Below are 25,642 nucleotides of genomic sequence, written 5' to 3' on the forward strand. Positions count from 1 at the left end.
CCATGCGTCCCAATTTCCTGCTTTCGCTGACGGCCGCCGCCGTCCTGACGTTCAGCCTGGCGGCCTGTTCCGACAAACCTGAACCCGTTGCCGAAGCGCCCAAGCTGCCGCCCGGCGTGATCCAGCCGCAAGGCAACCTGCAGCAGTCGCTGAAGGTGGCGCCGGTAGCCACGTCCCCGTTCAGCGAGATGCTGCGCGTGGCCGGCCGCATTGACTTCGACGAGCAGCGCGTCTCGCGCATCGGCGCCAGCGTGACTGGCCGCGTGACCGACCTGTACGCCACGCTGGGCCAGGAAGTAAAGGCCGGCCAGGTGCTGGCGCGCCTGCACAGCAGCGAGCTGGGCGCGGCGCAGATGTCGTTCCTGAAGAGCGAGGCACAGCACGACCTGCAGGTGCGCAACGCCGAGCGCGCGCGCCAGCTGTTTGCCGCCGACGTGATCGGCCGAGGCGAGTTGCAGCGCCGCGAGAGCGAACTGGCGATCGCCTCCGCCGAGATGCGCGCCTACCGCGACCAGCTGCGCGTGCTGGGCATGGCGCAGGGCTCGATCGCCGAACTGGCCAAGAACGGCAGCATCAACTCGCATTCGCCGGTGTATTCGAGCATCAGCGGCACCGTGGTCGAGCGCAACGTGGCGCAGGGCCAGGTGGTGCAGCCGGCCGACGCCCTCTACACGGTGGCCGACCTGTCGCGCGTATGGGTCGTGGCCGAGGTGCCGGAGCAGCAGGCCGCCCAGGTGGCCGAAGGGCAGAGCGTGGAGATCGAGGTGCCGTCGCTGGCCAACGGCAAGGGCGACAACACCATCACCGGCAAGCTGATCTACGTGGGCCGCACGGTCAGCCCGCAGTCGCGCACGGTGCTGGTCCGCACCGAGCTGGAGAACCGCGAAGGGCGCCTGAAGCCCGCCATGCTCGCCAGCATGCTGATCGCCGGCAAGCCGCAGGACCAGCTGGTGATCCCCGCGGCCGCGGTGGTGCGTGAAGGCAACGACGAACTGGTCTACGTCGAGATGCCGGGCAACAAGTTCCGCCTGACCAAGGTCAAGCTTGGCGCCGAGAGCGACGGCATGCGCGTGGTGCAGAACGGCGTGAAGGCCGGCGACCGCATCGTGGTCGACGGCGCCTTCCACCTGGACAACGAGCGCAAGCGCATCGAGCAAGGGTAAGCCGCCATGATGAAATCCCTAGTCGAAGCCGCCATCAAACAGCGGCTGGTGGTTTGCGTGCTTGCCGTGGTGCTGTTCTTCTTCGGTCTGCGCGCTGCCACCAAGCTGTCGGTGGACGCCTTCCCCGATGTGACCAACGTGCAGGTGCAGATCGCGACCGAAGCCGCGGGCCGTTCGCCCGAGGAAGTCGAGCGCTTTGTCACCGTACCGGTGGAAATGGCGATGACGGGCCTGCCGGGCCTGGAGGAAATGCGCTCGCTGAACAAGGCGGGTTTGTCGCTGATCACGCTGGTCTTTACCGATGCCACCGACGTGTACTTTGCACGCCAGCTGGTGATGGAGCGCCTGATCGAAGTGGGCGGGCGCATGCCGGAAGGCGTGTCGCCGGTGCTGGGCCCGGTCTCGACCGGCCTGGGCGAGGTCTACCAGTACACGCTGGACCGCGCCGATGACGGCAACCGCGAGCTGACCCAGGAAGAACTGGCCGAGCGCCGCATCGCCCAGGACTGGGTGGTGCGCCCGCTGCTGCGCTCGATCCCCGGCGTGGCCGAAATCAACTCGCAGGGCGGCTACGTGCGCCAGTACCAGGCGCTGGTCAACCCGGAGCGCATGCGCCACTACGGTGTCTCGATCCAGCAGGTGTACCAGGCGCTGGCGCGCAACAATGCCAACTCCGGCGGCGGCGTGCTGCCGCATTACGCCGAGCAGTACCTGATCCGCGGCGTGGGCCTGGCCAAGGGTGTCGAGGATCTCGGCAGCATCGTGCTGAAGGAGGTCAACGGCACGCCGGTGTACCTGCGCGACGTGGCCAACGTCACCATCGGGCATGAGGTGCGCCAGGGCGCGCTGGTCAAGAACGGCCAGACCGAGGCGGTCGGCGGCATCGTCATGATGATGCGCGGCGGCAATGCCAAGGAAGTGGTCAGCCGCGTGAAGGCACGCGTGGCGGAGATCAACGAACGCGGCATGCTGCCCGGCAAGCTGCAGATCGTGCCGTACTACGACCGCAGCGAACTGGTCGACTCCGCGCTGTGGACGGTGACCAAGGTGCTGCTCGAAGGCGTGGTGCTGGTGGTGATCGTGCTGTTCCTGTTCCTGGGCGACGTGCGCTCCTCGGTGATCGTGCTGGCGACACTGGTGCTGACGCCATTGTTGACCTTCATGGTGATGAACGAGGTGGGGCTGTCGGCCAACCTGATGTCGCTAGGGGGGTTGGCGATCGCTATCGGCCTGATGGTCGATGGCTCGGTGGTGGTGGTCGAGAACGCGTTCGAGCGATTGGGCCACAAGGAACCTGGGCTGACCAAGACCGAGATCCTGGTCAAGGCCGTGCAGGAAGTGGCCACGCCGGTGATCGTGGGCGTGGGCATCATCATCCTGGTGTTCCTGCCGCTGATGACGCTGACGGGCATGGAAGGCAAGATGTTCGCGCCGCTGGCGTTCACCATCTCGATCGCGCTGGCGATCTCGCTGTTCCTGTCGCTGACGCTGTCGCCGGTGCTGTCGTCTTACCTGCTCAAGGGCGGCGCCGAGCATGACACGTTTGTGATTGCCTTCATGAAGCGCCACTACCTGCGCATGCTGCACTGGGCGCTCGGCAACAGCCGCAAGACCGTGCTCAGCGCGGTCGGCGCCTTCGTCGCCACGCTGCTGATCGTGCCGCTGCTGGGTACCTCGTTCATCCCCGAGATGAAGGAAGGCTCGATCGTTCCCGCGATCGACCGCGTGCCGAACATTTCGCTGGAAGAGTCGATCAAGCTGGAGAAGGAAGCCAACAAGCTGGTGCTGGGCGTGCCGGGCGTGAAGTCCGTGGTGTCCGGCGTGGGCCGCGGCGAAAGCCCGGCCGACCCGCAGGGCCAGAACGAGTCGACCCCGATCGCCAGCCTGAAGGACCGCGACGAGTGGCCCGACGGCTGGACCCAGGACGATATCGCCAACGCCATCCGCGAGAAGCTCAAGGCCATCCCCGGCGTGCAGATCGTGATGGCGCAGCCGATCTCGGACCGCGTCGACGAAATGGTCAGCGGCGTGCGTTCGGACGTGGCGGTGAAGGTGTTCGGCGACGACCTGGACAAGCTGCGCGAGCTGGCGGGCGAGATCTCGCGCGTGGCCGGCGGCATCCAGGGCTCGCAGGATATCCGCATCGAGCGCGTCTCGGGACAGCAGTACCTGTCGATCGAGATCGACCGCCAGGCGATCGCGCGCTACGGGCTCAATGTCTCCGACATCCACGACGTTATCGAGATCGCGATCGGCGGCAAGCGCGCCACGGATATCTTCGAAGGCGAGCGCCGCTTTGCGGCGGCCGTGCGCCTGCCGGATGACTTCCGCAACAACGTGCAGTCGATCCGCCAACTGCTGGTGAACACGCCGGACGGCACGCAGGTGCCGTTGCAGAGCGTGGCCAGGATCGAGGTCAACGACGGCCCCGCGCAGATCAGCCGCGAAATGGCCAAGCGCCGCGTCGTGGTGATGATCAACGTCAAGGACCGCGACCTCGGCGGCTTCGTGGCCGAGCTGCAGCAGGCCACGGCATCCAAGGTCAAGCTGCCCGAAGGCTACTACCTCGAGTGGGGCGGCCAGTTCCAGAACATGGAACGCGCCATGGGCCACCTGAAGATCATCGTGCCGGTGACCATCGCCGCGATCTTCTTCCTGCTGTTCCTGCTGTTCAACTCGCTGCGCTTTGCCACGCTGATCATCACGGTGCTGCCGTTCGCATCGATCGGCGGCATCATCGGGCTGTTCGTCACCGGCGAATACCTGTCGGTGCCGGCGTCGGTGGGCTTTATCGCGCTGTGGGGCATGGCGGTGCTGAACGGGGTGGTGCTGGTGTCTTACATCCGCTCGCTGCGCGATTCGGGCTTGTCGGTTGACGAGGCGGTGGTGCAGGGCGCGACGCAGCGCTTCCGTCCGGTGATGATGACCGCGACCATTGCGATGCTGGGGCTGGTGCCGTTCCTGTTCTCCACCGGCCCGGGCTCGGAAGTACAGAGGCCGCTGGCGGTGGTGGTGATCGGCGGGCTGATTACGTCGACGCTGCTGACGCTGGTGATGGTGCCGACGCTGTACCGGTGGTTCGATGACAGCAAGCCGGATCCGACCAGGGATGTGCCGGTGTAAGACTCGGCGGCGGTTCGCCGAAACCGCTGGTTTGCTCCCTCTCCCGCACGCGGGAGAGGGAGCAGGCAAGTGTTAAACGCCTGAGGGCTCGCCAACACCTTCAAGTAAAAAAACGCCGCATGCTTTACCGCATGCGGCGTTTTTCGTCCTTGCGCCATCCCCTCAAGCCAGCCGCATCTCCAACTGACGTGACCACAGGTCCAGCGTGAAATCCGGCTCCTGGTGATGGATATGCCGGTACAGCCCGTGCTGCGCATCGATCGCATCATGCACCGCCTGCGCCGTGATCTGCTGCTCGGCGAACAGGTGCCGGAAATGGCAGGCGACGATGATGCCGTCTTCGGCCAGCGCGCCCGCCGCCCGCGCTGCGACATCGTTCCAGTCGGACTTGGGGAAGTAGTACCCCAGCTCGGAAAAGACGATCAGGTCAAACGTTCCTTCCGGCCATTGCTGCGGCAGTTCGCCCGTCAGCACCTGCACGTGCGCAAACTCCGCCGCCCGCTGCCGCGCCTGTTCGGCCGCGCTGTCGGCCAGTTCCATGGCCACCAGCGCGTCGCAGCGCGGCGCCAGCTCGACGGTAAGATGCCCGCCGCCGCAGCCCGGCTCGAACGCACGCGAGAAGCGTTCGCGCGGCAGCATGGCCATCAGCAGCGCGCGCTTGCGTGCCTCGTACCAGCGCGTGCCGATGCCCCAGGGGTCGTCGTGCCGGCCATACAGCCGGCTGAAGTAGTCGCGGTCGACTGGCATGCTAGTAGCCGTAGTACGGTTGTTGCTGCTGGTAATAGCCGGACGGCTGCGGGCCGCACGGCACGTAGGCGCGGTCATAGTCGCTGTAGCAATAGCCCGGTGGCGCCGCCGGCGCCGCGTACGAGACTGGCGCGGGGGCATAGGTGACGGGCGGCGGCGCCACCGCCACCGGTGCGGCCACCACCGGCGCCGAGGCCAGGGCGGCGCCGAAGGCCAGGCCGACCAGGGCGCCGACGGCGAGCACCGCGCCGGCATTCGACCCGCCGCCGTGATGGCGGCCGCGCGCGGACGCGGGGCCGGCGGCTACCAGGGCCACGGTCAGGGCGGCCGCGGCGACGATTCGGGTGGAGGGGCGCATGTCGGACTCCTTGTGATGCAGCTTGTGTCCCTGAATGATGGACGCAAACTGCCCACTAAGGTGTTTCGCCGCGGAGGCCGACTTGTTAGCTTTGTAACGGGGCTTTTTTCAGGGGCCGCTTTTTAACAGGCCGTAATACGGCCCCTGTCACGCGCCCTGTCCGAAATCGCCCCCGAGGGTTTGGGCCAGCCCGCCCGGCCTTGCGCAGGCGGGCGGACCTGCGGGCGGACCGGCCGGCGGACTTACCCCGCCGCGTACGCGCGCTGCTGCGCTTCGCCGAACGCCGGCAGGTTCTCCAGCCGCAGCGATTGCGGTTCGGTCAGCGCGATGTCCTCGGCGCGCAGCCGCTTGAGGATCTCGAACAGCAGGTCGCTGCGCGTGGTCGCGGCGATGCGCGGGCTGCCGACGTAGCCCGTCACCGACAGCGTGATGCCGTTGGGCGCGAGCTGGCTGAACATGACCGACGGCGCCGGCACGTCCAGGATCGACTCGTTTTCCTTGTAGATATCGAGCAGCAGGTCGCGCAGTTGTTCCGGATCGGTATTGAGCGGGAAGGTCAGCTGCAGCGACGCCACGCCCTGCGTGCTGTTGCTCATGGTCACGTTGCGCACGTTCTGCGAGATCAGCTGCGAGTTGGGCACGATCACGGTAGAGCGGTCGCCCAGCTGGATCTCGGTGGCGCGCACGTTGATGCGGCGGATGTCGCCCTCCACGCCGGCCAGGCTGACCATGTCGCCGACCTTGACCGGGCGCTCGGTCAGCAGGATCAGGCCCGAGACGAAGTTCTTCACGATCTCCTGCAGGCCAAAGCCGATACCCACCGACAGCGCGCTGACGATCCACGCCAGGTTGTCCCAGCGCACGCCCAGCAGCGACAGCGTCAGCAGCACCAGCAGCACGTAGCCGACATTGCTGAACAGCGTGATCAGCGACGCGCGCAGCCCCGGCTCCTTGCACACCTTGGGCAGCAGCTCGGCGTCGAGCCAGCGCCGCACCGAACGCAGCAGCCAGATGCCCACGCCGAGCGCCAGCACCGCATTCAGGATGCGGTCCGGCATGATGTTCAGGCTGCGCAGCTTGTCGCCGCCCAGGACTGTCAGCAGGCTGTTGAGCAGGTCCGCCGGCGTGGTGCCGAAACCGCCGGTCAGCAGCGCCACCACCGCCACCAGCAGCAGCGCGCTGGCGCCGATGCCCGACAGGATGGTCGAGGCCTGCTCCAGGTGCGAATCGTCGACGCCGAACAGCTGCTTGATGACGCGGCCGCTGGCGTGGTTGGTCGACAGCACGGCTTCGCACACGTCGCGCGTGACCTGCGTCAGCAGGTACAGGCTGCACAGCACGATGTCGAACCAGACCAGTTCATAGGTCAGGAAGCGCGCGAAGCTGATGTAGCCGGCCAGCAGCGCGATCATCGACACGATCACCAGCACAGTCACGGCGGCGTGGATCATGCCGGCCAGCGTGGCGCGCGCCTCCGGGCGTTCGCCCGCGGCGGCGAGTTCGTTGCGCACGCGGTTGGCGCGCAGCAGCGCCGCGCCGATGGTCAGCACCACCACCAGCGACACCAGCCCGCGGCCCAGCAGCGTGACCTGCACGCTGGTGTCGGCGATGCGGTTGATCTGCTCCAGCGTGCCGGCCAGCAGCAGCAGGCCCGCCAGCACGGCGGGGAAGGGTTTCATCGCCAGCGCCACCGGATCGGCCAGCGCGGGCAGGCGCCAGCTGGGATGCCGCGTGCACAGCAACGCGCGCCCCAGCCCGACGATCAGTGCGCTGGTCAGCGTCAGCTTGACCAGCTGCGCATAGAGCGCCATCAGGTCAGGCGGCAGTTCATAGTTGCGCGCGAAGGCATGGTAGACGAGCTGCACCGCCAGCCCCGTGGTGCAGACCGTCGCCATCGTGGTCGCCAGCGCCAGCGCGCTGCGGCGCAGGCGCGTCTCGGGCAGCCGGGTCAGGCAGAACCACGCCAGCGCGCGCTCGGCCAGGCGCCGGCCCAGGGTCCACACCGCCAGCGCGAGCAGCAGCAGCGCCACCGTGGCCGCGCGCTGCGACGGCTGCCAGGCCAGCTGCACCATCGGCACCACCTGGTCGTGGAACCCGTCCAGGCGCACCCGGTCTTCCGGCGGCGGGCTGAACAGCGGCTGCCAGAATTGCGGGTTGAGGATGCTTTCCGAGCGCAGCGCAAGCTGGTCTTTCAGGTGGCCGCGCTCCAGCCGACCCAGCTGGTCGCTGAGGTTGGCGATGTTCTCCTTGCTTTCGGCCGCCTGCTTGATCTGGGCATCGAGTTGCGTGCGGCGCGCATTGAGCTCGGCACGCTGCTTCACCACGGCGCGCGCTTCCTTGGTGGTGGCATCGGCGGGCGGCGGCCCCAGCACATCGAGCTGCGCCTGGAGCTGGGCGCGCTGCGGCGTCAGCGCGGCGCCGAGCTTGTCAGCATCGGTATCGAGGCGCTGCAGCGTCTCTTGCAGGTCGTGCAGCTTGGTATTGCCGTCGGGGTCCGAGGCCTGCTGCTTGACGCTGTCCTGCTCGGTCTGCAGGCGCTTGAGTTCGGCGGTGGCCTCGGCGTGGGTCAGCGCGGGCGCTTGCTCGGCGGCCTGGGCTTCCGATGCGGTTTCTGCGGCATAAACGGCGGGCAGCGTGGCCGGCATCAGGTGGCATAGCGCAGCGAGCGCAAGGCCCAGTGCGAGCCGTGAAGCTTTGCTCATGGCGGATTCTCGTCGGATGGTGACGGCTTGCGGCGCTCCGGCGGCGGATGGAAATGGCAAGGCACGGTGCGGGCAGGGCCACATGGCGCTGCGTCGCGATTCCACTGCGGAACGGCCGGGTCACCGGCGATGAACACGGGAAGGGATGCTGCAGGCAGGCCATCCGCTTCGGCGAATTTGGGTCAGCCACGAGAAAAGGCCTGGGGGCGAAGCCTCAGGCCGGCAATGCGTGGCACGGGTCGTGCTGACCGATCGTGGCGTGCCCATTACCGGGGCCGCCGCGGTTGGGGCCATTATACGGAAGCGTTCAGGTCACATGCCCTGCACAGGCGGCGCATAGGGCACTACGGTCCAGAATTTCGCACGGCGGTGCCACCCGCGTCGGCGGCGCGGGCGGCATGCTCGCCACAATCGCATTACCATCACGGCTTCGCGGGCCGCGGCCTGCCCGCACCGATATTGCAAGGAGCATCCATGGGAGTCCCGTCAGCCACGGAAGCGGCGCAACTGGCCGGCGCAGCCGGGCCGATCGAAATGCTGGTCGACCGTCCCGCCGGCACGCCGCGCGGCATCGCGGTGGTGTTGCATCCGCACCCGCTGCTGGGCGGCTCGGCCACGCACAAGGTGCCGCACCAGCTGGCCAAGGCGCTGCTGGCGCGCGGCTACCTGAGCGTGCGGCCCAATTTCCGCGGCGTGGCGGGCTCGGGCGGCGATCACGACCAGGGCCGTGGCGAGACCGAAGACATGCTGGCCGTGGTGGCGCACTTGCGTGAGCTCCACCCGGACCTGCCGCTGGCGCTGGCGGGGTTTTCCTTCGGTGCGTTCGTGATGGCGCAGGTGGCCGCCACGCTGGCGGCGCAGGATGTGCCGATCCGCCACCTCGTGTTGACCGGCCTGCCATATGGCACGGTCAAGGCCCATCGCAGCTACGACACGCCGCCCGTGCCCGCCGATTGCCTGGTGGTGCATGGCGAGCGCGACGAGCGCGCGGAACTGTCCGCGCTGTTCGACTGGGCTCGTCCGCAGGCGCTGCCGGTGGTGGTGGTCCCGGGTGCCGATCACTTCTTTACCGGCAAGCTGCCGTTGCTGGTGCGCATCGTCGGCCAGTACCTCGACCGTCCGGCCGCGGCTTGACCAAGCGCATGACGTTGTTGCGCAGCGTGTAAAAACTGCGTCCCGCGGCGCCGCCCGGGGCGCCATGCGGCTGGCACCGCGCAAGGGCATATTTCCTGCTACCGATACTTGGATAGGACGTCAGATCGGAGGCAATCCATGAAAGACTATCCACCGTCGGAAATCCGGGAAGCCTGGCGCCACCGCGGCTATGGTGAGCCCGACGATACCCGCGAGGCCCGCCACTGGCGCAGCGGCAACACCGGCGGCTCGCCGCATGGCTATGGCGAGGCCCGCTATGGCATCGAGGATGAAGACAACGAGCGGCCCGCGCGCCCTTTGCGCTGGGCCACGCAGGCGGGCTCGCGCCGCATGCCCAAGGGCTACCAGCGCACCGACGCCCGCATTCGCGATGATTTGTGCGAACGGCTCGCACATGCCGATGACGACGTCTCGGACGTGACGGTCGACGTCGGCTCGGGCATCGTCACGCTGGCCGGCACGGTGCGGGAACGCGACGCCAAGGTCCGCATCGAGGAAATGGCCGAGGATGTGCTGGGCGTCAGTGAGGTGCGCAACAACATCCAGGTGGCGCGGCCGGGCAGCCGCGCCGAGCGCGGCGGCAATGGCGGAATCGGCGAGCGTGCCGGCGACGATGGCCAGCAGCGGAGCCAACAGCGGGTCGGCCAGTCCACCGGCCAGCGCCAGCCGGTCGGCTCCCCGGCAGGCGACGTGCTGTACATCGTGCAGGGCTGGGACGGTCGCTTCCTCGCTTCCGACCGTGGCGAGGGGGTGATGGTGAAGTCGATCGCGCAGGCCGGACTGTTCGACGATGTTGATGCTGCCCGCGCGGCCGCGTCGGAGCATTGCGGCCGCGGCTACCGCCTGCTGGCCACGCGCCGCTAGCGTTGTTGCGCACGCCGGTCTGTGCGCAAGCGCACGCCGGTGTTATCGTGAGGGCCCACAACAAGCACCGCCGCAAACGGGCCCCACACCATGCATGAAGCCAGCGTTCTGAGGCCGCCGCACGCCGCGGCCGGACAATCGTTGTCAGCGCTGTCGACGCCCGCGCTGCTGATCGAACTCGATGCCTTTGAAGCCAACCTGGCGCGCATGGCGGAACTTGCCGAGCGCGCCGGCGTTGCGCTGCGCCCGCATGCCAAGGCGCACAAGTCCGTGACGATCGCGCAGCGGCAGGTCGATGCGGGCGCGGTGGGCATCTGCTGCCAGAAGCTGTCCGAGGCGTATCCCTTTGCGGCGGCCGGCATCGGCAGCATCCACCTGAGCAATGAGTTCGTCGGCGCCGACAAGGCCGCCATGGCGGCCGAACTGGCTCGCCACACGCGTTTGTCGATATGCGTGGACGATGTGCGCCAGGTCAGCCAGGTCGGCGCCGCCGCGGCGCGCGCCGGCGTGCGCATAGCGGTGTTGCCGGAGGTGGACGTGGGGCAGGGCCGCTGCGGCGTGGCCACCGATGACGCCCTGCTGGCGCTGATCGACGCGATCGATGCCGAAGCCGCGCTGGATTTCGTCGGCGTGCAGGGTTATCACGGTGGCATCCAGCATATCGAGGCATGGGCCCAGCGGCGCGAGGCCGCGCAGCGCGCCGCCGAGGCCACCGCCGGCTACGTGCGCGCGCTGGAACGGCGCGGGCTGCGCTGCCCCGTGGTGACCGGAGGCGGCACCGGCACCGCCGAGTTCGACCTGGAAAGCGGCGTCTACACCGAAATCCAGCCGGGCTCGTACCTGTTTCTCGACGGCCACTACGGCTCCCTCGACTGGGAAGGCGCGCTGCGGCCGCTGCATTCCCTGTTCGTGGCATCGACCGTGATGAGCGCCGCGCGCGCCGGCGTGGCCGTGTGCGATGTCGGCCTGAAATCGGTGGCGGTCGATTCCGGCCTGCCCCATGTCTGGCCGCGCGATGCCGACGGCGCGCTGGAGTACGTGGCGGCCAACGACGAGCACGGCGTGCTGAAGGTGGCCGACGCCGACAGCCATGACCTGCTGGGCGAGCGGCTGTGGCTGGTGCCGGGCCATTGCGATCCCACCGTCAACCTGCACGATGCCTACGCCTGCGTGCGCGGCGAGCGCGTGGAAGCGGTATGGGCCATCGAAGCGCGCGGCCTGAGCCGATGACGCTGACCTGGCCCTCCGTGTCCGCCTAGCGCGCCGGCGCGTTGCTTTCGCGCAGCGGCGCGGCGCCCGCGCGCCGCCCGATCAACGCGACCGACAGCGCCGACACCAGCCCCGCAAATGCCACGTAGGCGCAGATTTGCCACGGCTTGCCGCCGCCGGACCTGAGCAGCGCGGTGGCGATGATGGGCGTGATGCCCGAGGCGAAGATGCCCGAGAACTGGTAGACGAAGGAGATGCCGGTGTAGCGCACGCGCGCATCGAACAGCTCGCAGAACAGCGCCGCTTCGGGCCCATACACTGCGGCGTAGAAGATGCCGAACGGCACCACGATCGACAGCCACAGCAGCATCATGCTCTGCCCGCTGTTGAGCATCAGCCAGAACGCGGGGAACGCCGACAGCGCCGTGACCAGCGAGCCCCAGAAATACACGCGGGTGCGGCCGATGCGGTCGGACAGGTGGCCGAAGAACGGGATGAAGAAACACATCGCGATGGCGGCGGCCATCACGCCCACCAGCGCTTCGGTGCGGCTGATGTTGACGGTCTGCGTCAGGTAGCTGATCGAAAAGACGCCGAAGATATTGAAGAACACCCCGTCGATGTAACGCGCGCCCATGCCCTTGAGGATATTGCCGGGGTAGCGGCGCATCATGTCGACGAAGGGGATGCGCGTTTCCGCATTGCGCTGCTTGATGCGTGCGAACTCGGGCGTCTCCTTCACGTTCAGGCGGATATACATGCCGACGAACACCATCCCCGCCGAGATCAGGAAGGCAACGCGCCAGCCCCACGACAGGAACTGCGCATCGGTCAGCGTCAGCGACAGCAGCGCCACCACGCCCGAGGCCAGGCACAGCCCGATCGCCAGCCCGATCTGCGGCAGCGAGGCGTAGAAGCCGCGCCGCTCCGGCGGTGCGTATTCGTATGCCATCAGCACCGCGCCGCCCCATTCGCCGCCCAGGCCGATGCCTTGCAGCACGCGCAGCAGCAACAGCAGGATCGGCGCGGCGATTCCGATGCTTTCATAGGTAGGCACCAGCCCGATCAGGAAGGTCGACACGCCCATGATCATCAGCGTGATCACCAGCATGCTCTTGCGCCCGACCTTGTCGCCGAAGTGGCCGAAGATCACGCCGCCCAGCGGCCGCGTGACAAAGCCGACCGCAAAAGTGGTGTAGGCCAGCATGGTCGCGACCAGCGGGTCCTCGCCGGGAAAATACAGCTTGTTGAAGACCAGGCCGGCGACCACGCCGTACAGGAAGAAGTCATACCATTCGATGGTGGCGCCGATCACCGACGCCAGTGCTACCTTGCGCACCGCCTGTTCATTGGGGCTTGTCATTGCTGTCTCCTCTGGTGGTGGGAGGCGTCCGCTTTAATCGTCGTATTGGACGCCGCGTGCACTGCAGGGCCGGCCTTTGTCGTTGTCAGCGCCTGGCCGTGGCGCTTGCTGAAAGATCAGGCGACCGCCGCCATGGGCGCGCGCTCGGCTATTTCCGCCGACAGCGGCTCGCGGCGCGCATCCTCGCGGATAAAGTCGGCGGCACGCTCCGCCATCATCACCACCGGCACGTTGGTATTGCCCGACACCAGCGTCGGCATCACCGAGCAGTCGACCACGCGCAGCCCGCCCACGCCATGCACGCGCAGGCGCGCGTCGACCACGGCGAGCGGGTCGTGCGCCGGCCCCATTTTTGCGGTGCCGGAAGGATGGAAGATGGTGGCGCCGTACTCGCGGCAGAAGTGCAGGATCTCGTCGTCGCTCTGTACCGCGTCGCCGGGGCGGAACTCGCGCCGCATCAGCGCGCGCATCGGTTCGGCCTGCGCCACGCGGCGCGCGTAGCGGACCGCGGCGACGGTGCAGCGCCGGTCCAGCTCGGCGGACAGGTAGTTGGGCTGCATCGAGGGCGGCTCGAACGGATCGGTGCTGCGGATGCGTACCGTGCCGCGCGATTCCGGCCGCAGCTGGCAGACCGAATAGGTGCAGCCCGAGAACGGATGCACGTTGCCGCCGGCCATGTCCGCGGACAGGGTGGCGAAGTGGAATTGCGTATCGGGCGTGGCGCTTTCCGGCAACGCGCGGCAGAACATGGCGCCCTGGTTGATGCCGATCGCCAGCGGCCCCCTGCGCATCAGCAGCCATTCCAGCCCCATGCGCGCCTTGCCCGTCAGCGAGCGCAACTGGTCGTTGGTGGTGATCGGCTGCGCCACTTCGTAGATCAGGCGGATCTGCAGGTGATCCTGCAGGTTCTCGCCGACGCCCGGCAGCGCCTGCACCACCGGCACGCCCATCTCCTGCAGCAGCGGGGCGGGGCCGATGCCGGACAGTTGCAGCAACTGCGGCGACTGCAGCGCGCCGGCGCACAGGATCACCTCGCGGCGCGCCCGCAGGATATAGGGCTGGCCGTCCTTGACGTAGCGCACGCCCACGGCGCGCTTGCCCTCGAACAGCACCGCGGTGGTGTGGGCATCGGTCTCGACGCGCAGGTTGTGGCGCGTGCGCGCCGGCCGCAGGTAGGCCACCGCGGTGGAACAGCGCCAGCCGTTGCGCGTGGTGAGCTGGTAGTAGCCCGCGCCCTCCTGGTCGCCGTCGTTGAAATCGGTCTTGCGCGGCAGGCCCAGCGCCTGCCCGGCGTCGATGAAGGCATCCACCAGCGGGTGCCGACGGTCGATCGAAGTGGCGTTCAGCGGGCCCGCGGTGCCGCGCGTCGGGCCGGCGCCGAGGTCGTTGTTCTCCAGCTTGCGGAAGTAGGGCAGGCAGGCGTCCCATTCCCAGCCGGGGTTGCCCAGTCCGGCCCAGTGGTCGTAGTCCTGGCGCTGGCCGCGCACGTAGATCAGGCCGTTGATGGCGCTGCTGCCGCCCAGCGTGCGGCCGCGCGGCCAGTAGATGCGGCGGTTCATCATGTTGGGGTCGGGATCGGTATAGAAGCCCCAGTTCACTTCCTTGTGGAACATGGTCTTGCCGTAGCCGATCGGGATATGGATCCACGGGTAGCGGTCCGGCGGGCCGGCCTCGAGCAGGCAGACCGAGTGGCGGCCGTCTTCGCTGAGCCGGTTGGCCAGCACGCAGCCGGCCGAGCCGGCGCCTACCACGATGTAGTCAACGCTTTGCGACATCGTCGCTGTCTCCTTTGATGGCCGGCGAACTGATCTGTAGGGATCTGTAGCCGGCTTCGATCTATAATCTGAAACGTTCTGTTCCGGATTTTATTTTTCAAACGTGGAATGGAAAGCCCAATCGCGAGGAGACGCCGGTTGTGAAACAGAACGTGTCAATCCCGTTTCAGAATCGCAGTGCAGCAGAGGCCGCCGGCGGCGCGCTGGGTACAAACCTGGCCACAAACCTGGCCACTGACGCGGGCGCGGCTGCTGCCGGCGAGGACGATGCCCGCAGCCTGCGCGCGCTGACGGTGCTGGCAAGCCTGGCCCGCGCCCAGCATCCGCAGACCCTGTCGCAGTTGTCGCAGCGCCTGCACGTACCCAAGGCAACGCTGATGCGGCTGCTGGCCGCGATGGAGCGCGCCGGCTTCGTGGTCAGGATGCCGGCCGAGCGCGGCTTCGTGCCCGGGCCCGGCGCCAGCGCGCTGGCGCTGCAGACGCTGCGCAGCCCGCCGGTGCTGCGCGAGTGCCGGGCCATCCTGGCCCGCCTGGTGGCGAACCTGGGCGAGACCTGCAACCTCACCGCGCTGGACGGCGACCGCGTGCTCTACGTGGAGCGCGTCGAGACGCACGAGCCCCTGCGGCTGCAGCTGTCGCCGGGTATCCACGTGCCGCTGCACTGCACCGCCAGCGGCAAGCTGTTCCTGGCAGCGATGAACCGGCTGGAGCGGCGCCAGATGCTGGCGCGCCTGGCGCTGACGCGCAACACGCCGCGGACCTTGTCGGACCTGGCGTCGCTGGAGGCGGAGCTGGACCGGCTGGGCACGCGCGCGATCGGCGTCGACCATGAGGAATTCGTGCGCGGCATGTGCGCGGTGGCGGTGCCGGTACGGGAGCCGGGGCCGGAGCCATCGAAGCCGGGGCAACGTCAGGTAGTGGCAGCCATCGCCTGCCATGCGCCGACGGCGCGCGTGTCGATGGAGGCCTTGCTCAAGGCGGTGCCGCTGCTGCAGGGCGCCGCCGACGAGATGGCGCGGGTGCTTTGTGCGCGGTAGCGGGCGAACCTGCCCTGCCGGGCAAAGCGCTTACACTGGGAGCCCCCGCATTGCCCAGCCCGCAGATTTTGCCGCGTACCCGATCCACCACGCTTGACCGGCTCCTCGCCGACATTGCCGGCTGCCGCGCCTGCGCCTTGCCGCACGAACCGCGGCCGGTGGTGCAGGCCGGCGCCCATGCGCGCCTGCTGATCGTCGGCCAGGCGCCCGGACGGCGCGTGCATGAAACCGGCATCCCCTGGAACGACCCTTCCGGCGACCTGCTGCGCAGCTGGCTGCAGCTGACGCCGGAGCAGTTTTATGACGCCGGCAAGGTGGCGATCGTGCCGATGGGGCTGTGTTATCCGGGCAAGGGTGCGAGTGGCGACCTGCCGCCGCGGCGCGAATGCGCGCCGCTGTGGCATGCGCCGCTGCTGGCGTCCATGCCCGACATCCGCCTGACGCTGCTGATCGGCCGCCACGCACAGGCCTGCTACCTCGGCAGCCGGGCCGGGGCAACGCTGGCTGATACCGTGGCCGCATGCGCCGGGTACCTGCCGCGCTTCTTCCCGCTGCCGCACCCCAGCCCGCGCAACCGCTTCTGGCTGCGGCGCCACCCATGGTTCGATACCGACGTGCTGCCGCTGCTGCGGCAACAGGTGGCGCTGGCGCTGTCCGGCTGATGCCGCTCAGTGGTCCTTCTCAGTGGTCCTTGTGCGGGAAGCGGATATCGAACTCGGTGAATTCGTGTTCGACGGAACGGCAGCTGATGCCGGCGCCCCAGCTGGTCAGCACGTTCTGGCAGAAGGCCAGCCCGATGCCGGTGCCGCGGTGTGCCGGGTAGGAGAAGAAGGGCTGGAACATGCGCGCCAGCACCTGTGGCGGCACCCCGGTCGCGGTGTCGCGGAAGGCGACATGCACCCCGTCCGGCCGGACCTCGCAGCGGATCTGGATATCGCCCTTGCCGGCGCGCTTGATCGCTTCGAGCGCGTTCTTCAGCAGGTTGGTCATGACCAGCCCGAACAGCTGCGCGTTGCCGAGCACGCGCACCGACCCGGGCACATCGATCGTGACGATGTCGCGGCCCGGCTCATCGAACGGAAAGCGGGCGATGGTGTCGCGGATCACGCCGCCCAGCTCGAACAGCTCGCGCGTGGCCTTTTCCGGGTTCTTGGAGTTGGCGACCAGCAGTTCGATGCTGTTGCTGATATGCGCGATGTCGGACTCCATGCGCGCGACCGCCTGCATCAGCCCCTCGCGGCGCGGCGCGTCCTGGTCCAGCGCGGCCGGCAGCCGCGCCTTGAGCCCGCTCGCGCTGATGCTCAGGCTCGTCAGCGGCGTACGCAGCTCATGCGCGACGGTGGCCAGCGCCGCCGCCATGCCGCGCCGCTTCTGTTCGATCAGCAGCTGGCGGTCGAGCTTGATCACCACCAGCACCGAGATCACGAAGCCGATGATCGGCAGCTGCAGCAGCACCGGCTCCCACGGGATCCCGCCCATGGAATTGCCGGCCAGCACGAACAGCGCGACCGCCGCCGCCGCGCCGGACAGCAGCGAGATGGTCGCGAACGCCGTATTGAAGTGGTAGAGGATCACCACGGCAATGATGACCGACTCGGCCCAGGCCATCGAGCCGCCGTTCTCCAGGTACAGGAAGATGAAAGCGAACGGCATCCCCACCGTGATCGCAAACAGCGCGTAGGGCGGCAGCCAGCGCTGGTGCGAGAACGCGCTGGCGAAGAGCAGCGGCACGAACAGCGCGGTGCAGACCAGCCGCAGCCACAGGTTTTCGTAGGGCTGCGGGAACACGTAGGACCAGATCAGGTAGTAGAGCGGATGCCCGATCACCCCCAGCGCGCCCACCATCTGGATCCGCCGCAGGCGGATGACGCTTTCCTCGTCAAGCAGGATGGCCCGCGCCGCGGTATCGAACACCGCCTGCCAGGCCCGGCGCGCAAGCCCGGAAAGGCCGGAAAGACCGGAAAGGCCGGTGCGGCGCTTGCGGCCACCTGTGTCGGCCAACTCTGCTTCCATCTCCAACGGCTACTCCTCGCGGGAGCTTGCGGCGAGCTCCTCTTTGGGATTGAGGGATTTGCGCCGGCTGCGGCGCGTCGATGACCATTCTTCCAGACGTACCTCGTCGCGGATACTGGCGAGGACGCTTACCAGCCGGTCGATTTCACCGGCGCTAAGTTTCGCATGCAGGGTAAGTCGCATCAATGCCCGATTCTTGGGGGTTGCCGGCGAGCAGAATACCGCGCCGAAGATGCCGCGCCGCTGCAGCGCGTTGCGCAGGACCATCACCTGCGGCTCGGTGCCGGCCTCCAGCCCGATGATCTGCTCGGAGCCGTCGCTGATGTTGTAGCCGAGCGCACTGATCGCTTCGCGGGTTTCGCGGGTGATCGCATGCAGTTGTTCGCGCCGGTGGTCCGCCGCCGCGATGAAATCGATGGCGGCGTCGAACCACGCAATCTCGTGGCGCAGCAGCCCCGAACTGAAGATGGCCGGCCGCGACTCGACCGCGAAGAAGTCCTTGAACCTGCTGGAGCAGGTGACGAAGCCCGCGCGTCCGGCAAAAGCCTTGGCCAGCGACGCGGTGCGGAAATGCACCCGCTCCGACAGCCCCAGCGCCGGCACCAGCCCGCCGCCCGACGGCCCATGGGTGCCGAGCGAGTGCGACTCATCCACGACCAGCACCGACCCCGACGCCTCCGCCACCGCGACATATTGCTCCAGCGGCGCCACGCTGCCGGTGGTCGAGTAGACCGCGTCGACCATGATCACGCCGGGGCCGAAGCGTTCGGCCTGGCGGCGCGCATGGGCCACGTCGTTGTGGCGGATCGGCACGGCCTGCGCGCCTGCCGCGGTAATGCCTTCCCACAGCGAGGCGTGGCCGTTCATGTCGATGTAGACCGGCACGCCCGGCCCGGCGATGCATTGCACCAGACCGACATTGGCGGCCCAGCCCGACTGGGCGATCAGCCCGTCCTCGGCCTGCATCAGGTTGGCCAGCTTGCGTTCGACGTGGCGCTGCGGCGTCTCGCCGTACTGGAACACTGACGACATCAGCAGTTCGGGCTGCTCGTCCAGCAGGGCACGGGCCTGCGTTTCCAGCAATGGCCGCTCGCCCAGCAGGCACAGGTAGTCGTTGCTGCTCAGGTGCAGCGCGTCGGGCCCCGGCTTGCGCCCGTGCAAGAGGTGGTCGCCGCCCCAGAGCTGGCCCAGCCGGGCATCGAAGTGCTCAGACATGCGGGCTGCGATCCACTGCGGCAGCGGCGGCGTGGCCACGCTGCGGGGGAAGCAGGGAACGGAGGGCGTCGGCTGCGGACGCTGGGCGGCGGAGAACATCGGTTTTCCTTGCGTAGTAAGGCGGGTCGATGGGGGGATCGCTGGCAGCATTGCCAGGTCCCTGGGCATGGCAGGCAAGTCGGGGCGTCCGCACGGTAGCGATCACTGTGCCAAGTCCGGGGTGTCGATTGTGACCGGGCTTCCACCAGTTCAACGCTTGTGTGAGCGCAAAGGGCCACGCCGCGGATGCATTGTGGCGCGGCCAGCGCTCGCCGGCATGTCAGGTGCCGCCAATTAGTGCCTGTTGAGGCATATATAGGTAATCAGAACGCCATTTGCCACCCTCCGCGTGGGCGGAGACGGCCTAGGGTTTGTCCCGAATACGTGGCTTAGCGGCTTGTTTTGATTGCGATTTCGGACGGGGAGTGGCGCATCGGGCGGCTGCTGGTCCGAACTTTCACCTTGACCTGCCGCGCCGGCCGCCGATAATACTGCAAACGTTTGCAAAGGAGGCATGACATGGAAACATCGATCGCGCGGCCGGTATCGCCGGCCCCGCGCCCCACGCTGATAGACGACGAACATTCGGTCACCGGCATCGTCCAGGCCGCGATGGCGGACACCGCCAACCCGCGCCTGCACCTGGTCATGGATGCGCTGGTCCGGCACCTGCACGGCTTCCTGCGGGAGGTGCGCCTGACCGACGAAGAGTTCGAGTTTGCGCTGGGCTGGCTCGCCAGCCTTGGCCACGCGACCCATGCCAAGCACAACGAAGTCGTGCTAGCGGCGGATGTGCTGGGCCTGTCGACGCTGGTGACGGTGATGAACAACAGCACCCGCGACGGCCGCACGCCCGGTGCCTTGCTCGGCCCGTTCTACCGCGCCAATGCGCCGCGCTATGCCTGCGGCGACTGCGTGGTGCAGGACGACGCGCCCGGCCTGCCGCTGCTGGTCAGCGGCACCGTGCGCGGCACCGACGGCACGCCGCTGGCCGGCGCGCTGGTGGAGGTGTGGCAGGCCTCGCCGGTCGGCCTGTACGACAACCAGGATCCGACCCAGCCCGACCGCAACCTGCGCGGGTGCTTCCATACCGATGCGGACGGTGGCTACCACTTCCGCACGGTGCGCCCGGCGGGCTACCCCGTCCCGACCGATGGCCCGGTCGGCGCCTTGCTGGCCGCGCAGCAGCGCCATCCGTACCGGCCGGCGCATATCCATTTCATCGTCGCGGCGCCGGGATACCGGACGCTGGTGACGCAGGTGTTTGCCGACGAGGCCGACAAGCTGGCCTCGGACGTCACCTTTGGCGTGCACCGGCAACTGGTCGGCACGCTGCAACTGCACGAGCAGGGCCGCAGCCCGTGGGGCGACGTGCCGGCGCCGTTCTACACGCTGGACTTCGACTTCACGCTGGAACCGGGGCAGCAGACCTTTCCCAAGCCGCCGATCGACTGAACACTGGCCGAATTCCTTTTACGCAAATTCCAACTCCGAACATGAGCGCATCTCCTCTTTCCGGCAAGGTTGCCGTGATCCTCGGCGGCACCGGCAGCATCGGCTTTGCCGCCGGTGAAACGCTGGCCCGCCTCGGCGCGAGCATCGTTTTGACCGGCCGCGACGCCGACAAGGCGGCGAGCGCCGCGGCCGCGCTGCCGGCCGGCAACCATCTTGCCGCCGTCGCGGAAGTCGCCGACAGCGCCTCGCTGCGCGCGCTGGCCGACGAAGTCATCTGCCATTACGGCCGCGTCGACATGCTGGTCAATACCGCCGGCTTTACGCGGGCGATCCCGCACGCCGACCTCGACGCACTCGACGACGCGCTGATCGATGAACTCTTCGCCATCAACTGGCGCGGCCAGTTCGCCGCAATCCGCGCCTTCGCGCCGCACCTGCGCGCCAGCGGCGACGGTCTGGTGGTCAATGTCGGCTCCATCGCGGGTAGAAACGGGCAGGGCAGCAACGTGGCGTACTGCGCGGCCAAGGCCGGGCTCGACGTCATGGCGATGTCGCTCGGGCGCGCACTGGCGCCGCAGATCCGCGTGCTGAACGTCTCGCCCGGCGTGGTCGACAGCGCCTTCGTGCCCGGCCGCGACAGCAGCTTCAACGAGCGCGCCGCCAGGACGACGCCGCTGCAGCGCATCGGCCAGGCGCAGGACGTGGCCGACGCCATCGCCGCGTGCGCGACTTCGCTGCGCTTTGCCACCGGCACCACCATCGTCGTCGACGGCGGCCGGCAGCTCGGCTAGCCCCGCGCCGCGCTCCTTTTCCTCTTGTTCTTAACCAACGTTCTCTCATGCACGCACGCAAGACCATCATCACCTGCGCGGTGACCGGCAATATCGTCACCCCCGAGCAGCATCCCGGCCTGCCGGTCACGCCCGCGCAGATCGCCGACGCCGCGCTCGAAGCCGCCGAAGCTGGCGCTGCCGCCGCCCATATCCACGTGCGCGATCCCGAGACCGGCCGCCCGTCGATGGCGCTCGAGTACTACGCCGACGTCATCGACCGCATCCGCGCGCGCAACCGCACGCTGATCATCAACCTCACCACCGGTCCCGGCGGCCGCTTCGTACCAAGCGAAGACGAGCCGCGCGTGTCGGCGCCGGGCACCACGCTGCTGCCTCCGGGCAAGCGCGTCGAGCACATCACCGCGTTGCGCCCGGACGTGTGTTCGCTCGACCTCAATACCATGAATTCCGGCGGCGACGTGGTCATCAACACGCCCGCCAACGTGCGCAAGATGGCCGCCGCGATCCGCGCCGCCGGCGTCATGCCGGAACTGGAGATTTTCGATTCGGGCGACCTCAACATGGCGCTCGATTTCATCCGCGACGGCGTGCTTGACGGGCCCGGCCTGTGGACCTTCGTGCTGGGGGTGAAGTACGGCTTCGCGCCCACGCCCGAGACCATCTTCTACGCGCGCAACATGCTGCCCGCCGGCGCGCACTGGTCGGCCTTCGGCATCGGCCGCGCCGAGTTCCCGATCGTGGCGCAGGCATGGCTGGCCGGCGGCCACGTGCGCGTCGGCCTGGAAGACAACATCTACCTGGACAAGGGCGTGCTGGCCCCGAGCAATGCCGCGCTGGTCGCCAAGGCCCGCGACATCGTGCGCTCGCTTGGCGGCGAGACCGCGTCGCCGGCCGAGGCGCGCCGCACGCTGGGGCTGCGCGAAGCCTGAGCCCCGCCAACCGTATTGCCGATTCCTGAAAGGACAAACCTCATGAACACCATCCGCGTGAACCAGAAAGCCGCCGATATCGAAGCGCTGCAACTTGAACTGCTCGGCGTACCGCGCCCCGATGCCGCGGCGGACCAATGCATCATCGAAGTCGCCAGTGCCGGGGTCAACCCCAGCGACGTCAAGGCAACGCTGGGCCTGATGCCGCATGCAATCTGGCCGCGCACGCCGGGCCGCGACTATGCCGGCCTGGTGGTCGACGGTCCCGCCGCGCTGCTGGGCCTGCAGGTGTGGGGCAGCGGCGGCGAGCTTGGCATCCGCCGCGACGGCACGCATGGCAAGTACCTGCGCATCCAGGCCAGCGCGGTGCGCGCCAAGCCGGCGTCGGTGTCGCTGCTGGAGGCCGGCGCCGTCGGCGTGCCGTTCATCACCGCGTATGAAGGCCTGCGCCGCGCCGGCATGCCGCAGGCCGGCAGCACCGTGCTGGTCTGTGGCGGCAATGGCAAGGTGGGGCAGGCCACCATCCAGATCGCCACGGCGCTCGGTGCGCGCGTCTTTGCCGTCGAGCGCGCGGCCGAGGCTTACCGCGGCCACGCCAGCGGCGCGGTGCGCATGATCGACGCCAGCCGCGAAGCAATCGCGGAAGTGGTGCGCGACGAGACCGGCGGCCATGGCGCCGACATCGTCTACAACACCGTCGGCAGCCCGTACTTCGAGCAGGCCAACCAGGCGATGGCGATCGGCGCGGCGCAGGTCTTTATCTCGACCATCGAGAAGCCGGTGCCGTTCGACATCTTTGCCTTCTATCGCGGCCAGCATACGTACGTCGGCGTCGACACGCTGGCGCTGGACAGCGGCGCCTGCGCCAGGATCCTTGACCAGCTTGCGCCGATGTTTGCCTCGGGCGCGCTGCGGCCGTTCCCGGTGCTGTCCGGCTACACCTATGCGCTGGCCAATGCCAAGGACGCCTACCGCGCGGTCCTGCAAGGCGCGACCGAGCGCGTGGTGCTCAAGCCATGAACACGACCCGCTTTGCCCAGGCGCCGGCGTATTTCCCGGCCAACCACGACGGCATGCACTGCCTGCGCCTGCAGGGACACGAGGCCGGGCCGTCCGAGGCGCTGTGGCTCGGGGTCTCGGTGCTGCTGCCCGGCGGCCATACCGCGCTGGATGCCTCGCCGGTGGAAAAGCACTACGTCGTGCTCGAAGGCGAAGTCTGCGTGCGCACGCCGGACCAGGCCGTGACGCTGGGACAGTACGACTCGGTGCGGCTTGCCCCGGGGGAGGCGCGTCAGGTGTCGAATCCGGGCAACCGGCCGGCGTTGCTGCTGCTGGCGATGCCGTATCCGAAGGCCTGATTCCTTGCGTTGGAATGCAAACGATTGCAGCGCTGAAATGCACGGCGCTGACCACAAAAGTGACTACAAAAAGAATGATCACAACCACAGGGGTAGACCAATGAGATCCGTTCCCAAGCGGTGCCGCTTGCTGCTGCTGGCGGTGGGCGCGGCCTGCAGCGGCCACGCGGGCGCGCAGTCGTCCGTGACGCTGTACGGGCGCCTCAACACCGCGCTGGAGTATTCCTATGCCAATACGGCGACCGACGGCACGCGCCTGGGCGGAGTCGGCCGCCTGACCAACAACCGTTCCGTGTTCGGCATGCGCGGCGAGGAAGGGCTGGGCGGCAGTCTCAAGGCGATCTGGCAGATCGAGAGCAACGTCTCGCTCGACACCGGCCAGGGCCAGATCGCGGGGCGCAACTCGCGCATCGGGCTGCAGGGCAGCGCCGGCACGCTGTTCATGGGGCACTGGCAGACGCCCTATACCGAGGCGACCCTGACCTACGACCCGTATTACCCGACCACGGCGGGCTATATGGCGCTGATCGGCAACGGCTCCACGTCCAGCTCTGACAACGTGCAGGACACCAGCGCGTTCGACCGCCGGCAGAAAAACATCATCGTCTACAAGACGCCGTCGCTGGCGGGCTTCAGCGGCGCGGCCGCGTGGGGCGTCAATGAGGAAAAGACCACGGTGCCGCGCAACCCGGGGCTGTACTCGTTCTCCGCCGCCTATGACAACGGCCCGCTCAACGTGGTGCTGGCCTACGAAATCCACCAGCACTACCAGACCGCGGGGCGCAACGATGATGCCATGAAGGCGGGCGTTTCCTACAAGTTCCCCAGCACCACCGTAGCGCTGCTCTATGAACGGCTGCACTACCGCACCGCCACCGGCGACCTGACGCGCAATGGGTACTACGCGTCGGTGGTGCAGAAGCTGGGGCCGGGCAGCGTGCGGGTCGGCTTTGGCCTGGCCAGCAACGGCGCCGGCAATGCCACCGAGACCGTCGGTTTCTTCCGCAGCGGCGCGGAGACAGGCGCGACGCAGGTCACGGTGGGCTACGACTATCCGCTATCCAAGCGCACGGCGCTGTATGCGTACTACAGCCGCATCAACAACAAGCGCAACGCGATCTATGACTTCGCCATCAACGAGCTGGGCGTGAGCGCGGGCGCCGACCCGCAGACCGTCGCGCTCGGCATGCGGCATTTCTTCTGAGGCGCGGCACACGCGTCCCGACCGGAAGTGAGGAGACAAGGAATGATTCGATCCATCCAGGGCGCCGTGCTGGCGCTGACTTCATCGTTGATGCTGGCGGCCGCCCCCGCCGCCAGTGCACAGCCCCAGTACCCCAGCAAGCCGATCCGGCTGGTGGTGCCGTTCTCGGCCGGCAGCGCCACCGATATCCTGGCGCGCATCCTCGGCAGCAAGATGGCCGAAGGCGGCAGCTACCAGGTGATCGTCGACAACCGGCCCGGCGCGGGAGGCACCGTCGGCGCCACCGGCGTGGCCAAGGCGGCGCCGGACGGCTACACGCTGATCCTGGTGTCGGTCGGGCACGCGATCAATGCCACGCTCTATCCCAGGCTCGGCTACGACACGGTGAAGGACTTCGCGCCGGTCTCGCTGGTGGCCAGCGTGCCCAACGTGCTGGTGGTCAACGCGGCCAGCAAGTACAAGTCGGTGCGCGATGTGGTGGCGGCGGCCAAGGCCACGCCGGGCGCGCTCAACTTCGACTCCGCGGGTTCCGGCAGCTCCACGCACCTGAGCGGCGAGATGTTCAAGATGCAGGCCGGCATCGACATCACGCATATCCCGTACAAGGGTACCGGCGAAGCGCTTACCGACGTCATGGCCGGCCGCGGCGACATGATGTTCGCGCCTTCCGTTTCGGCCTTGCCCTTTGTCAGGCAAGGCAAGCTGCGCGCGCTAGCGGTGACCACGGCGAAGCGGGCCAGCGCGCTGCCGGATATCCCGACCGTCGCGGAGTCGGGCTTCCCTGCCTATGCCTTCGATTCGTGGTTCGGCATCCTCGCGCCGGCCGGGACGCCGCGCGAGATCGTCGACGCGCTCAATGCCGAGATCGGCAAGGCGCTGTCCGCCCCCGACGTGCGCGAGCGCCTGGCCGCGCAGGGCGCCGAGCCCCGGCGCTCGTCACCGCAGGAATTTGCCGCGTATATCCAGGCGGAAATCGGCAAGCTGGCGCCGGTGGTGCGGCAATCCGGCGTCAGGGCTGGCGAGTAGGGGCATGGCCGTGGCACCGCCGCTGGGGTGCTCCCTCTCCCGCGGCCCCTCTCCCGCGAGCGGAGAGGGGAGAACGGGAACTCCAGGGGCAATGCACCTTAAAATGTCGCATC

21 protein-coding genes are annotated in these 25,642 nt (G+C 68.2%); 14 read left to right on the plus strand and 7 right to left on the minus strand.

Annotation, left to right across the window (positions count from 1 at the left end; all coding sequences use genetic code 11):
- The first annotated feature begins 2 nt into the window (after window positions 1–2).
- Window positions 3–1,163: an efflux RND transporter periplasmic adaptor subunit gene (locus LPA45_RS29625; protein WP_116319603.1), complete on the plus strand. Its 1,161-nt coding sequence runs from the start codon at window positions 3–5 to the stop codon at window positions 1,161–1,163.
- Between the two features lie 6 nt (window positions 1,164–1,169).
- Window positions 1,170–4,286, plus strand: coding sequence for an efflux RND transporter permease subunit (locus tag LPA45_RS29630; RefSeq protein WP_116319604.1), 3,117 nt, complete (start codon window positions 1,170–1,172; stop codon window positions 4,284–4,286).
- A gap of 162 nt (window positions 4,287–4,448) precedes the next feature.
- On the opposite strand, the gene LPA45_RS29635 is transcribed toward LPA45_RS29630, so the two are convergent.
- The 3 genes from LPA45_RS29635 to LPA45_RS29645 all read right to left on the minus strand — a co-directional run bounded on the left by LPA45_RS29635 (window position 4,449) and on the right by LPA45_RS29645 (window position 8,093).
- Window positions 4,449–5,033 (minus strand): SAM-dependent methyltransferase, encoded by a 585-nt coding sequence (locus LPA45_RS29635; RefSeq protein ID WP_116319605.1) that lies wholly within the window; start codon window positions 5,031–5,033, stop codon window positions 4,449–4,451.
- Window position 5,034: 1 nt separating this feature from the next.
- A complete protein-coding gene (locus LPA45_RS29640; protein WP_317922393.1) occupies window positions 5,035–5,391 on the minus strand; it encodes a mechanosensitive ion channel protein MscS in 357 nt (118 codons plus the stop codon).
- A 242-nt stretch (window positions 5,392–5,633) separates the two neighbouring features.
- Window positions 5,634–8,093 carry a DUF3772 domain-containing protein gene (locus LPA45_RS29645; RefSeq protein ID WP_317922394.1) on the minus strand — a complete coding sequence of 820 codons (2,460 nt, stop codon included), beginning with the start codon at window positions 8,091–8,093 and terminating at the stop codon, window positions 5,634–5,636.
- A gap of 474 nt (window positions 8,094–8,567) precedes the next feature.
- Here LPA45_RS29645 and LPA45_RS29650 point away from each other — a divergent pair, with 474 nt between their 5' ends.
- From LPA45_RS29650 to LPA45_RS29660, 3 genes are all read left to right on the plus strand, one after another.
- Window positions 8,568–9,227, plus strand: coding sequence for an alpha/beta hydrolase (locus LPA45_RS29650; RefSeq protein ID WP_317922395.1), 660 nt, complete (start codon window positions 8,568–8,570; stop codon window positions 9,225–9,227).
- Window positions 9,228–9,365: 138 nt separating this feature from the next.
- Window positions 9,366–10,112 carry a BON domain-containing protein gene (locus tag LPA45_RS29655; RefSeq protein ID WP_116321934.1) on the plus strand — a complete coding sequence of 249 codons (747 nt, stop codon included), beginning with the start codon at window positions 9,366–9,368 and terminating at the stop codon, window positions 10,110–10,112.
- A gap of 90 nt (window positions 10,113–10,202) precedes the next feature.
- The gene (locus tag LPA45_RS29660; RefSeq protein ID WP_116321933.1) at window positions 10,203–11,342 is read left to right on the plus strand and encodes a DSD1 family PLP-dependent enzyme; all 1,140 of its coding nucleotides are present in this window, start codon (window positions 10,203–10,205) and stop codon (window positions 11,340–11,342) included.
- A gap of 25 nt (window positions 11,343–11,367) precedes the next feature.
- Here the strand turns inward: LPA45_RS29660 and LPA45_RS29665 are convergent, their stop codons facing one another.
- Both LPA45_RS29665 and LPA45_RS29670 read right to left on the minus strand, forming a co-directional pair.
- Entirely contained in the window at window positions 11,368–12,684 is a 1,317-nt protein-coding gene (locus tag LPA45_RS29665; protein WP_317922397.1) for an MFS transporter, read from the minus strand.
- 116 nt (window positions 12,685–12,800) lie between these two features.
- Entirely contained in the window at window positions 12,801–14,459 is a 1,659-nt protein-coding gene (locus LPA45_RS29670; protein WP_116321931.1) for a GMC family oxidoreductase, read from the minus strand.
- 203 nt (window positions 14,460–14,662) lie between these two features.
- Here LPA45_RS29670 and LPA45_RS29675 point away from each other — a divergent pair, with 203 nt between their 5' ends.
- Together LPA45_RS29675 and LPA45_RS29680 are read left to right on the plus strand one after the other, a co-directional pair.
- Window positions 14,663–15,496: an IclR family transcriptional regulator gene (locus tag LPA45_RS29675; protein WP_376790684.1), complete on the plus strand. Its 834-nt coding sequence runs from the start codon at window positions 14,663–14,665 to the stop codon at window positions 15,494–15,496.
- A 68-nt stretch (window positions 15,497–15,564) separates the two neighbouring features.
- A complete protein-coding gene (locus tag LPA45_RS29680) occupies window positions 15,565–16,158 on the plus strand; it encodes a uracil-DNA glycosylase family protein (protein WP_116321929.1) in 594 nt (197 codons plus the stop codon).
- Window positions 16,159–16,177: 19 nt separating this feature from the next.
- Here LPA45_RS29680 and LPA45_RS29685 read toward each other — a convergent pair whose 3' ends face one another.
- Both LPA45_RS29685 and cqsA read right to left on the minus strand, forming a co-directional pair.
- Window positions 16,178–17,515, minus strand: coding sequence for a sensor histidine kinase (locus LPA45_RS29685; RefSeq protein ID WP_233528285.1), 1,338 nt, complete (start codon window positions 17,513–17,515; stop codon window positions 16,178–16,180).
- A 3-nt stretch (window positions 17,516–17,518) separates the two neighbouring features.
- Complete coding sequence (gene cqsA / locus LPA45_RS29690) at window positions 17,519–18,823, minus strand: alpha-hydroxyketone-type quorum-sensing autoinducer synthase (RefSeq protein WP_116321928.1); 1,305 nt, start codon at window positions 18,821–18,823, stop codon at window positions 17,519–17,521.
- Window positions 18,824–19,282: 459 nt separating this feature from the next.
- Between cqsA and LPA45_RS29695 the strand changes: the two genes are divergently transcribed.
- The 7 genes from LPA45_RS29695 (at window position 19,283) to LPA45_RS29725 (ending at window position 25,529) form a co-directional block, all read left to right on the plus strand.
- Window positions 19,283–20,218 (plus strand): dioxygenase, encoded by a 936-nt coding sequence (locus tag LPA45_RS29695; protein ID WP_116321927.1) that lies wholly within the window; start codon window positions 19,283–19,285, stop codon window positions 20,216–20,218.
- A gap of 41 nt (window positions 20,219–20,259) precedes the next feature.
- Window positions 20,260–21,009: an SDR family NAD(P)-dependent oxidoreductase gene (locus tag LPA45_RS29700; RefSeq protein ID WP_116321926.1), complete on the plus strand. Its 750-nt coding sequence runs from the start codon at window positions 20,260–20,262 to the stop codon at window positions 21,007–21,009.
- Window positions 21,010–21,056: 47 nt separating this feature from the next.
- Entirely contained in the window at window positions 21,057–21,941 is an 885-nt protein-coding gene (locus LPA45_RS29705) for a 3-keto-5-aminohexanoate cleavage protein (protein ID WP_317922402.1), read from the plus strand.
- 42 nt (window positions 21,942–21,983) lie between these two features.
- The gene (locus LPA45_RS29710; protein ID WP_116321924.1) at window positions 21,984–22,961 is read left to right on the plus strand and encodes a zinc-binding alcohol dehydrogenase family protein; all 978 of its coding nucleotides are present in this window, start codon (window positions 21,984–21,986) and stop codon (window positions 22,959–22,961) included.
- Window positions 22,958–23,299 carry a cupin domain-containing protein gene (locus LPA45_RS29715; protein WP_116321923.1) on the plus strand — a complete coding sequence of 114 codons (342 nt, stop codon included), beginning with the start codon at window positions 22,958–22,960 and terminating at the stop codon, window positions 23,297–23,299. Before LPA45_RS29710 ends, LPA45_RS29715 begins: the two co-directional genes overlap by 4 nt.
- A gap of 100 nt (window positions 23,300–23,399) precedes the next feature.
- Entirely contained in the window at window positions 23,400–24,503 is a 1,104-nt protein-coding gene (locus tag LPA45_RS29720; protein ID WP_116321922.1) for a porin, read from the plus strand.
- Window positions 24,504–24,545: 42 nt separating this feature from the next.
- The gene (locus LPA45_RS29725) at window positions 24,546–25,529 is read left to right on the plus strand and encodes a tripartite tricarboxylate transporter substrate binding protein (RefSeq protein WP_367395068.1); all 984 of its coding nucleotides are present in this window, start codon (window positions 24,546–24,548) and stop codon (window positions 25,527–25,529) included.
- Window positions 25,530–25,642: the final 113 nt, after the last annotated feature.

Origin of the sequence: Cupriavidus sp. Agwp_2 (assembly GCF_040784895.1) — a bacterium.
In the GTDB taxonomy this organism is placed as follows: Bacteria; Pseudomonadota; Gammaproteobacteria; order Burkholderiales; family Burkholderiaceae; genus Cupriavidus.

Bases quoted from the DNA above. Each gene is read 5' to 3' on its own strand.
- LPA45_RS29625 (WP_116319603.1), top strand. From the start codon at position 3: ATGCGTCCCAATTTCCTGCTTTCGCTGACGGCCGCCGCCGTCCTGACG.
- LPA45_RS29630 (WP_116319604.1), top strand. From the start codon at position 1,170: ATGATGAAATCCCTAGTCGAAGCCGCCATCAAACAGCGGCTGGTGGTT.
- LPA45_RS29635 (WP_116319605.1), bottom strand. From the start codon at position 5,033: ATGCCAGTCGACCGCGACTACTTCAGCCGGCTGTATGGCCGGCACGAC.
- LPA45_RS29640 (WP_317922393.1), bottom strand. From the start codon at position 5,391: ATGCGCCCCTCCACCCGAATCGTCGCCGCGGCCGCCCTGACCGTGGCC.
- LPA45_RS29645 (WP_317922394.1), bottom strand. From the start codon at position 8,093: ATGAGCAAAGCTTCACGGCTCGCACTGGGCCTTGCGCTCGCTGCGCTA.
- LPA45_RS29650 (WP_317922395.1), top strand. From the start codon at position 8,568: ATGGGAGTCCCGTCAGCCACGGAAGCGGCGCAACTGGCCGGCGCAGCC.
- LPA45_RS29655 (WP_116321934.1), top strand. From the start codon at position 9,366: ATGAAAGACTATCCACCGTCGGAAATCCGGGAAGCCTGGCGCCACCGC.
- LPA45_RS29660 (WP_116321933.1), top strand. From the start codon at position 10,203: ATGCATGAAGCCAGCGTTCTGAGGCCGCCGCACGCCGCGGCCGGACAA.
- LPA45_RS29665 (WP_317922397.1), bottom strand. From the start codon at position 12,684: ATGACAAGCCCCAATGAACAGGCGGTGCGCAAGGTAGCACTGGCGTCG.
- LPA45_RS29670 (WP_116321931.1), bottom strand. From the start codon at position 14,459: ATGTCGCAAAGCGTTGACTACATCGTGGTAGGCGCCGGCTCGGCCGGC.
- cqsA (WP_116321928.1), bottom strand. From the start codon at position 18,823: ATGTTCTCCGCCGCCCAGCGTCCGCAGCCGACGCCCTCCGTTCCCTGC.
- LPA45_RS29695 (WP_116321927.1), top strand. From the start codon at position 19,283: ATGGAAACATCGATCGCGCGGCCGGTATCGCCGGCCCCGCGCCCCACG.
- LPA45_RS29700 (WP_116321926.1), top strand. From the start codon at position 20,260: ATGAGCGCATCTCCTCTTTCCGGCAAGGTTGCCGTGATCCTCGGCGGC.
- LPA45_RS29705 (WP_317922402.1), top strand. From the start codon at position 21,057: ATGCACGCACGCAAGACCATCATCACCTGCGCGGTGACCGGCAATATC.
- LPA45_RS29710 (WP_116321924.1), top strand. From the start codon at position 21,984: ATGAACACCATCCGCGTGAACCAGAAAGCCGCCGATATCGAAGCGCTG.
- LPA45_RS29715 (WP_116321923.1), top strand. From the start codon at position 22,958: ATGAACACGACCCGCTTTGCCCAGGCGCCGGCGTATTTCCCGGCCAAC.
- LPA45_RS29720 (WP_116321922.1), top strand. From the start codon at position 23,400: ATGAGATCCGTTCCCAAGCGGTGCCGCTTGCTGCTGCTGGCGGTGGGC.
- LPA45_RS29725 (WP_367395068.1), top strand. From the start codon at position 24,546: ATGATTCGATCCATCCAGGGCGCCGTGCTGGCGCTGACTTCATCGTTG.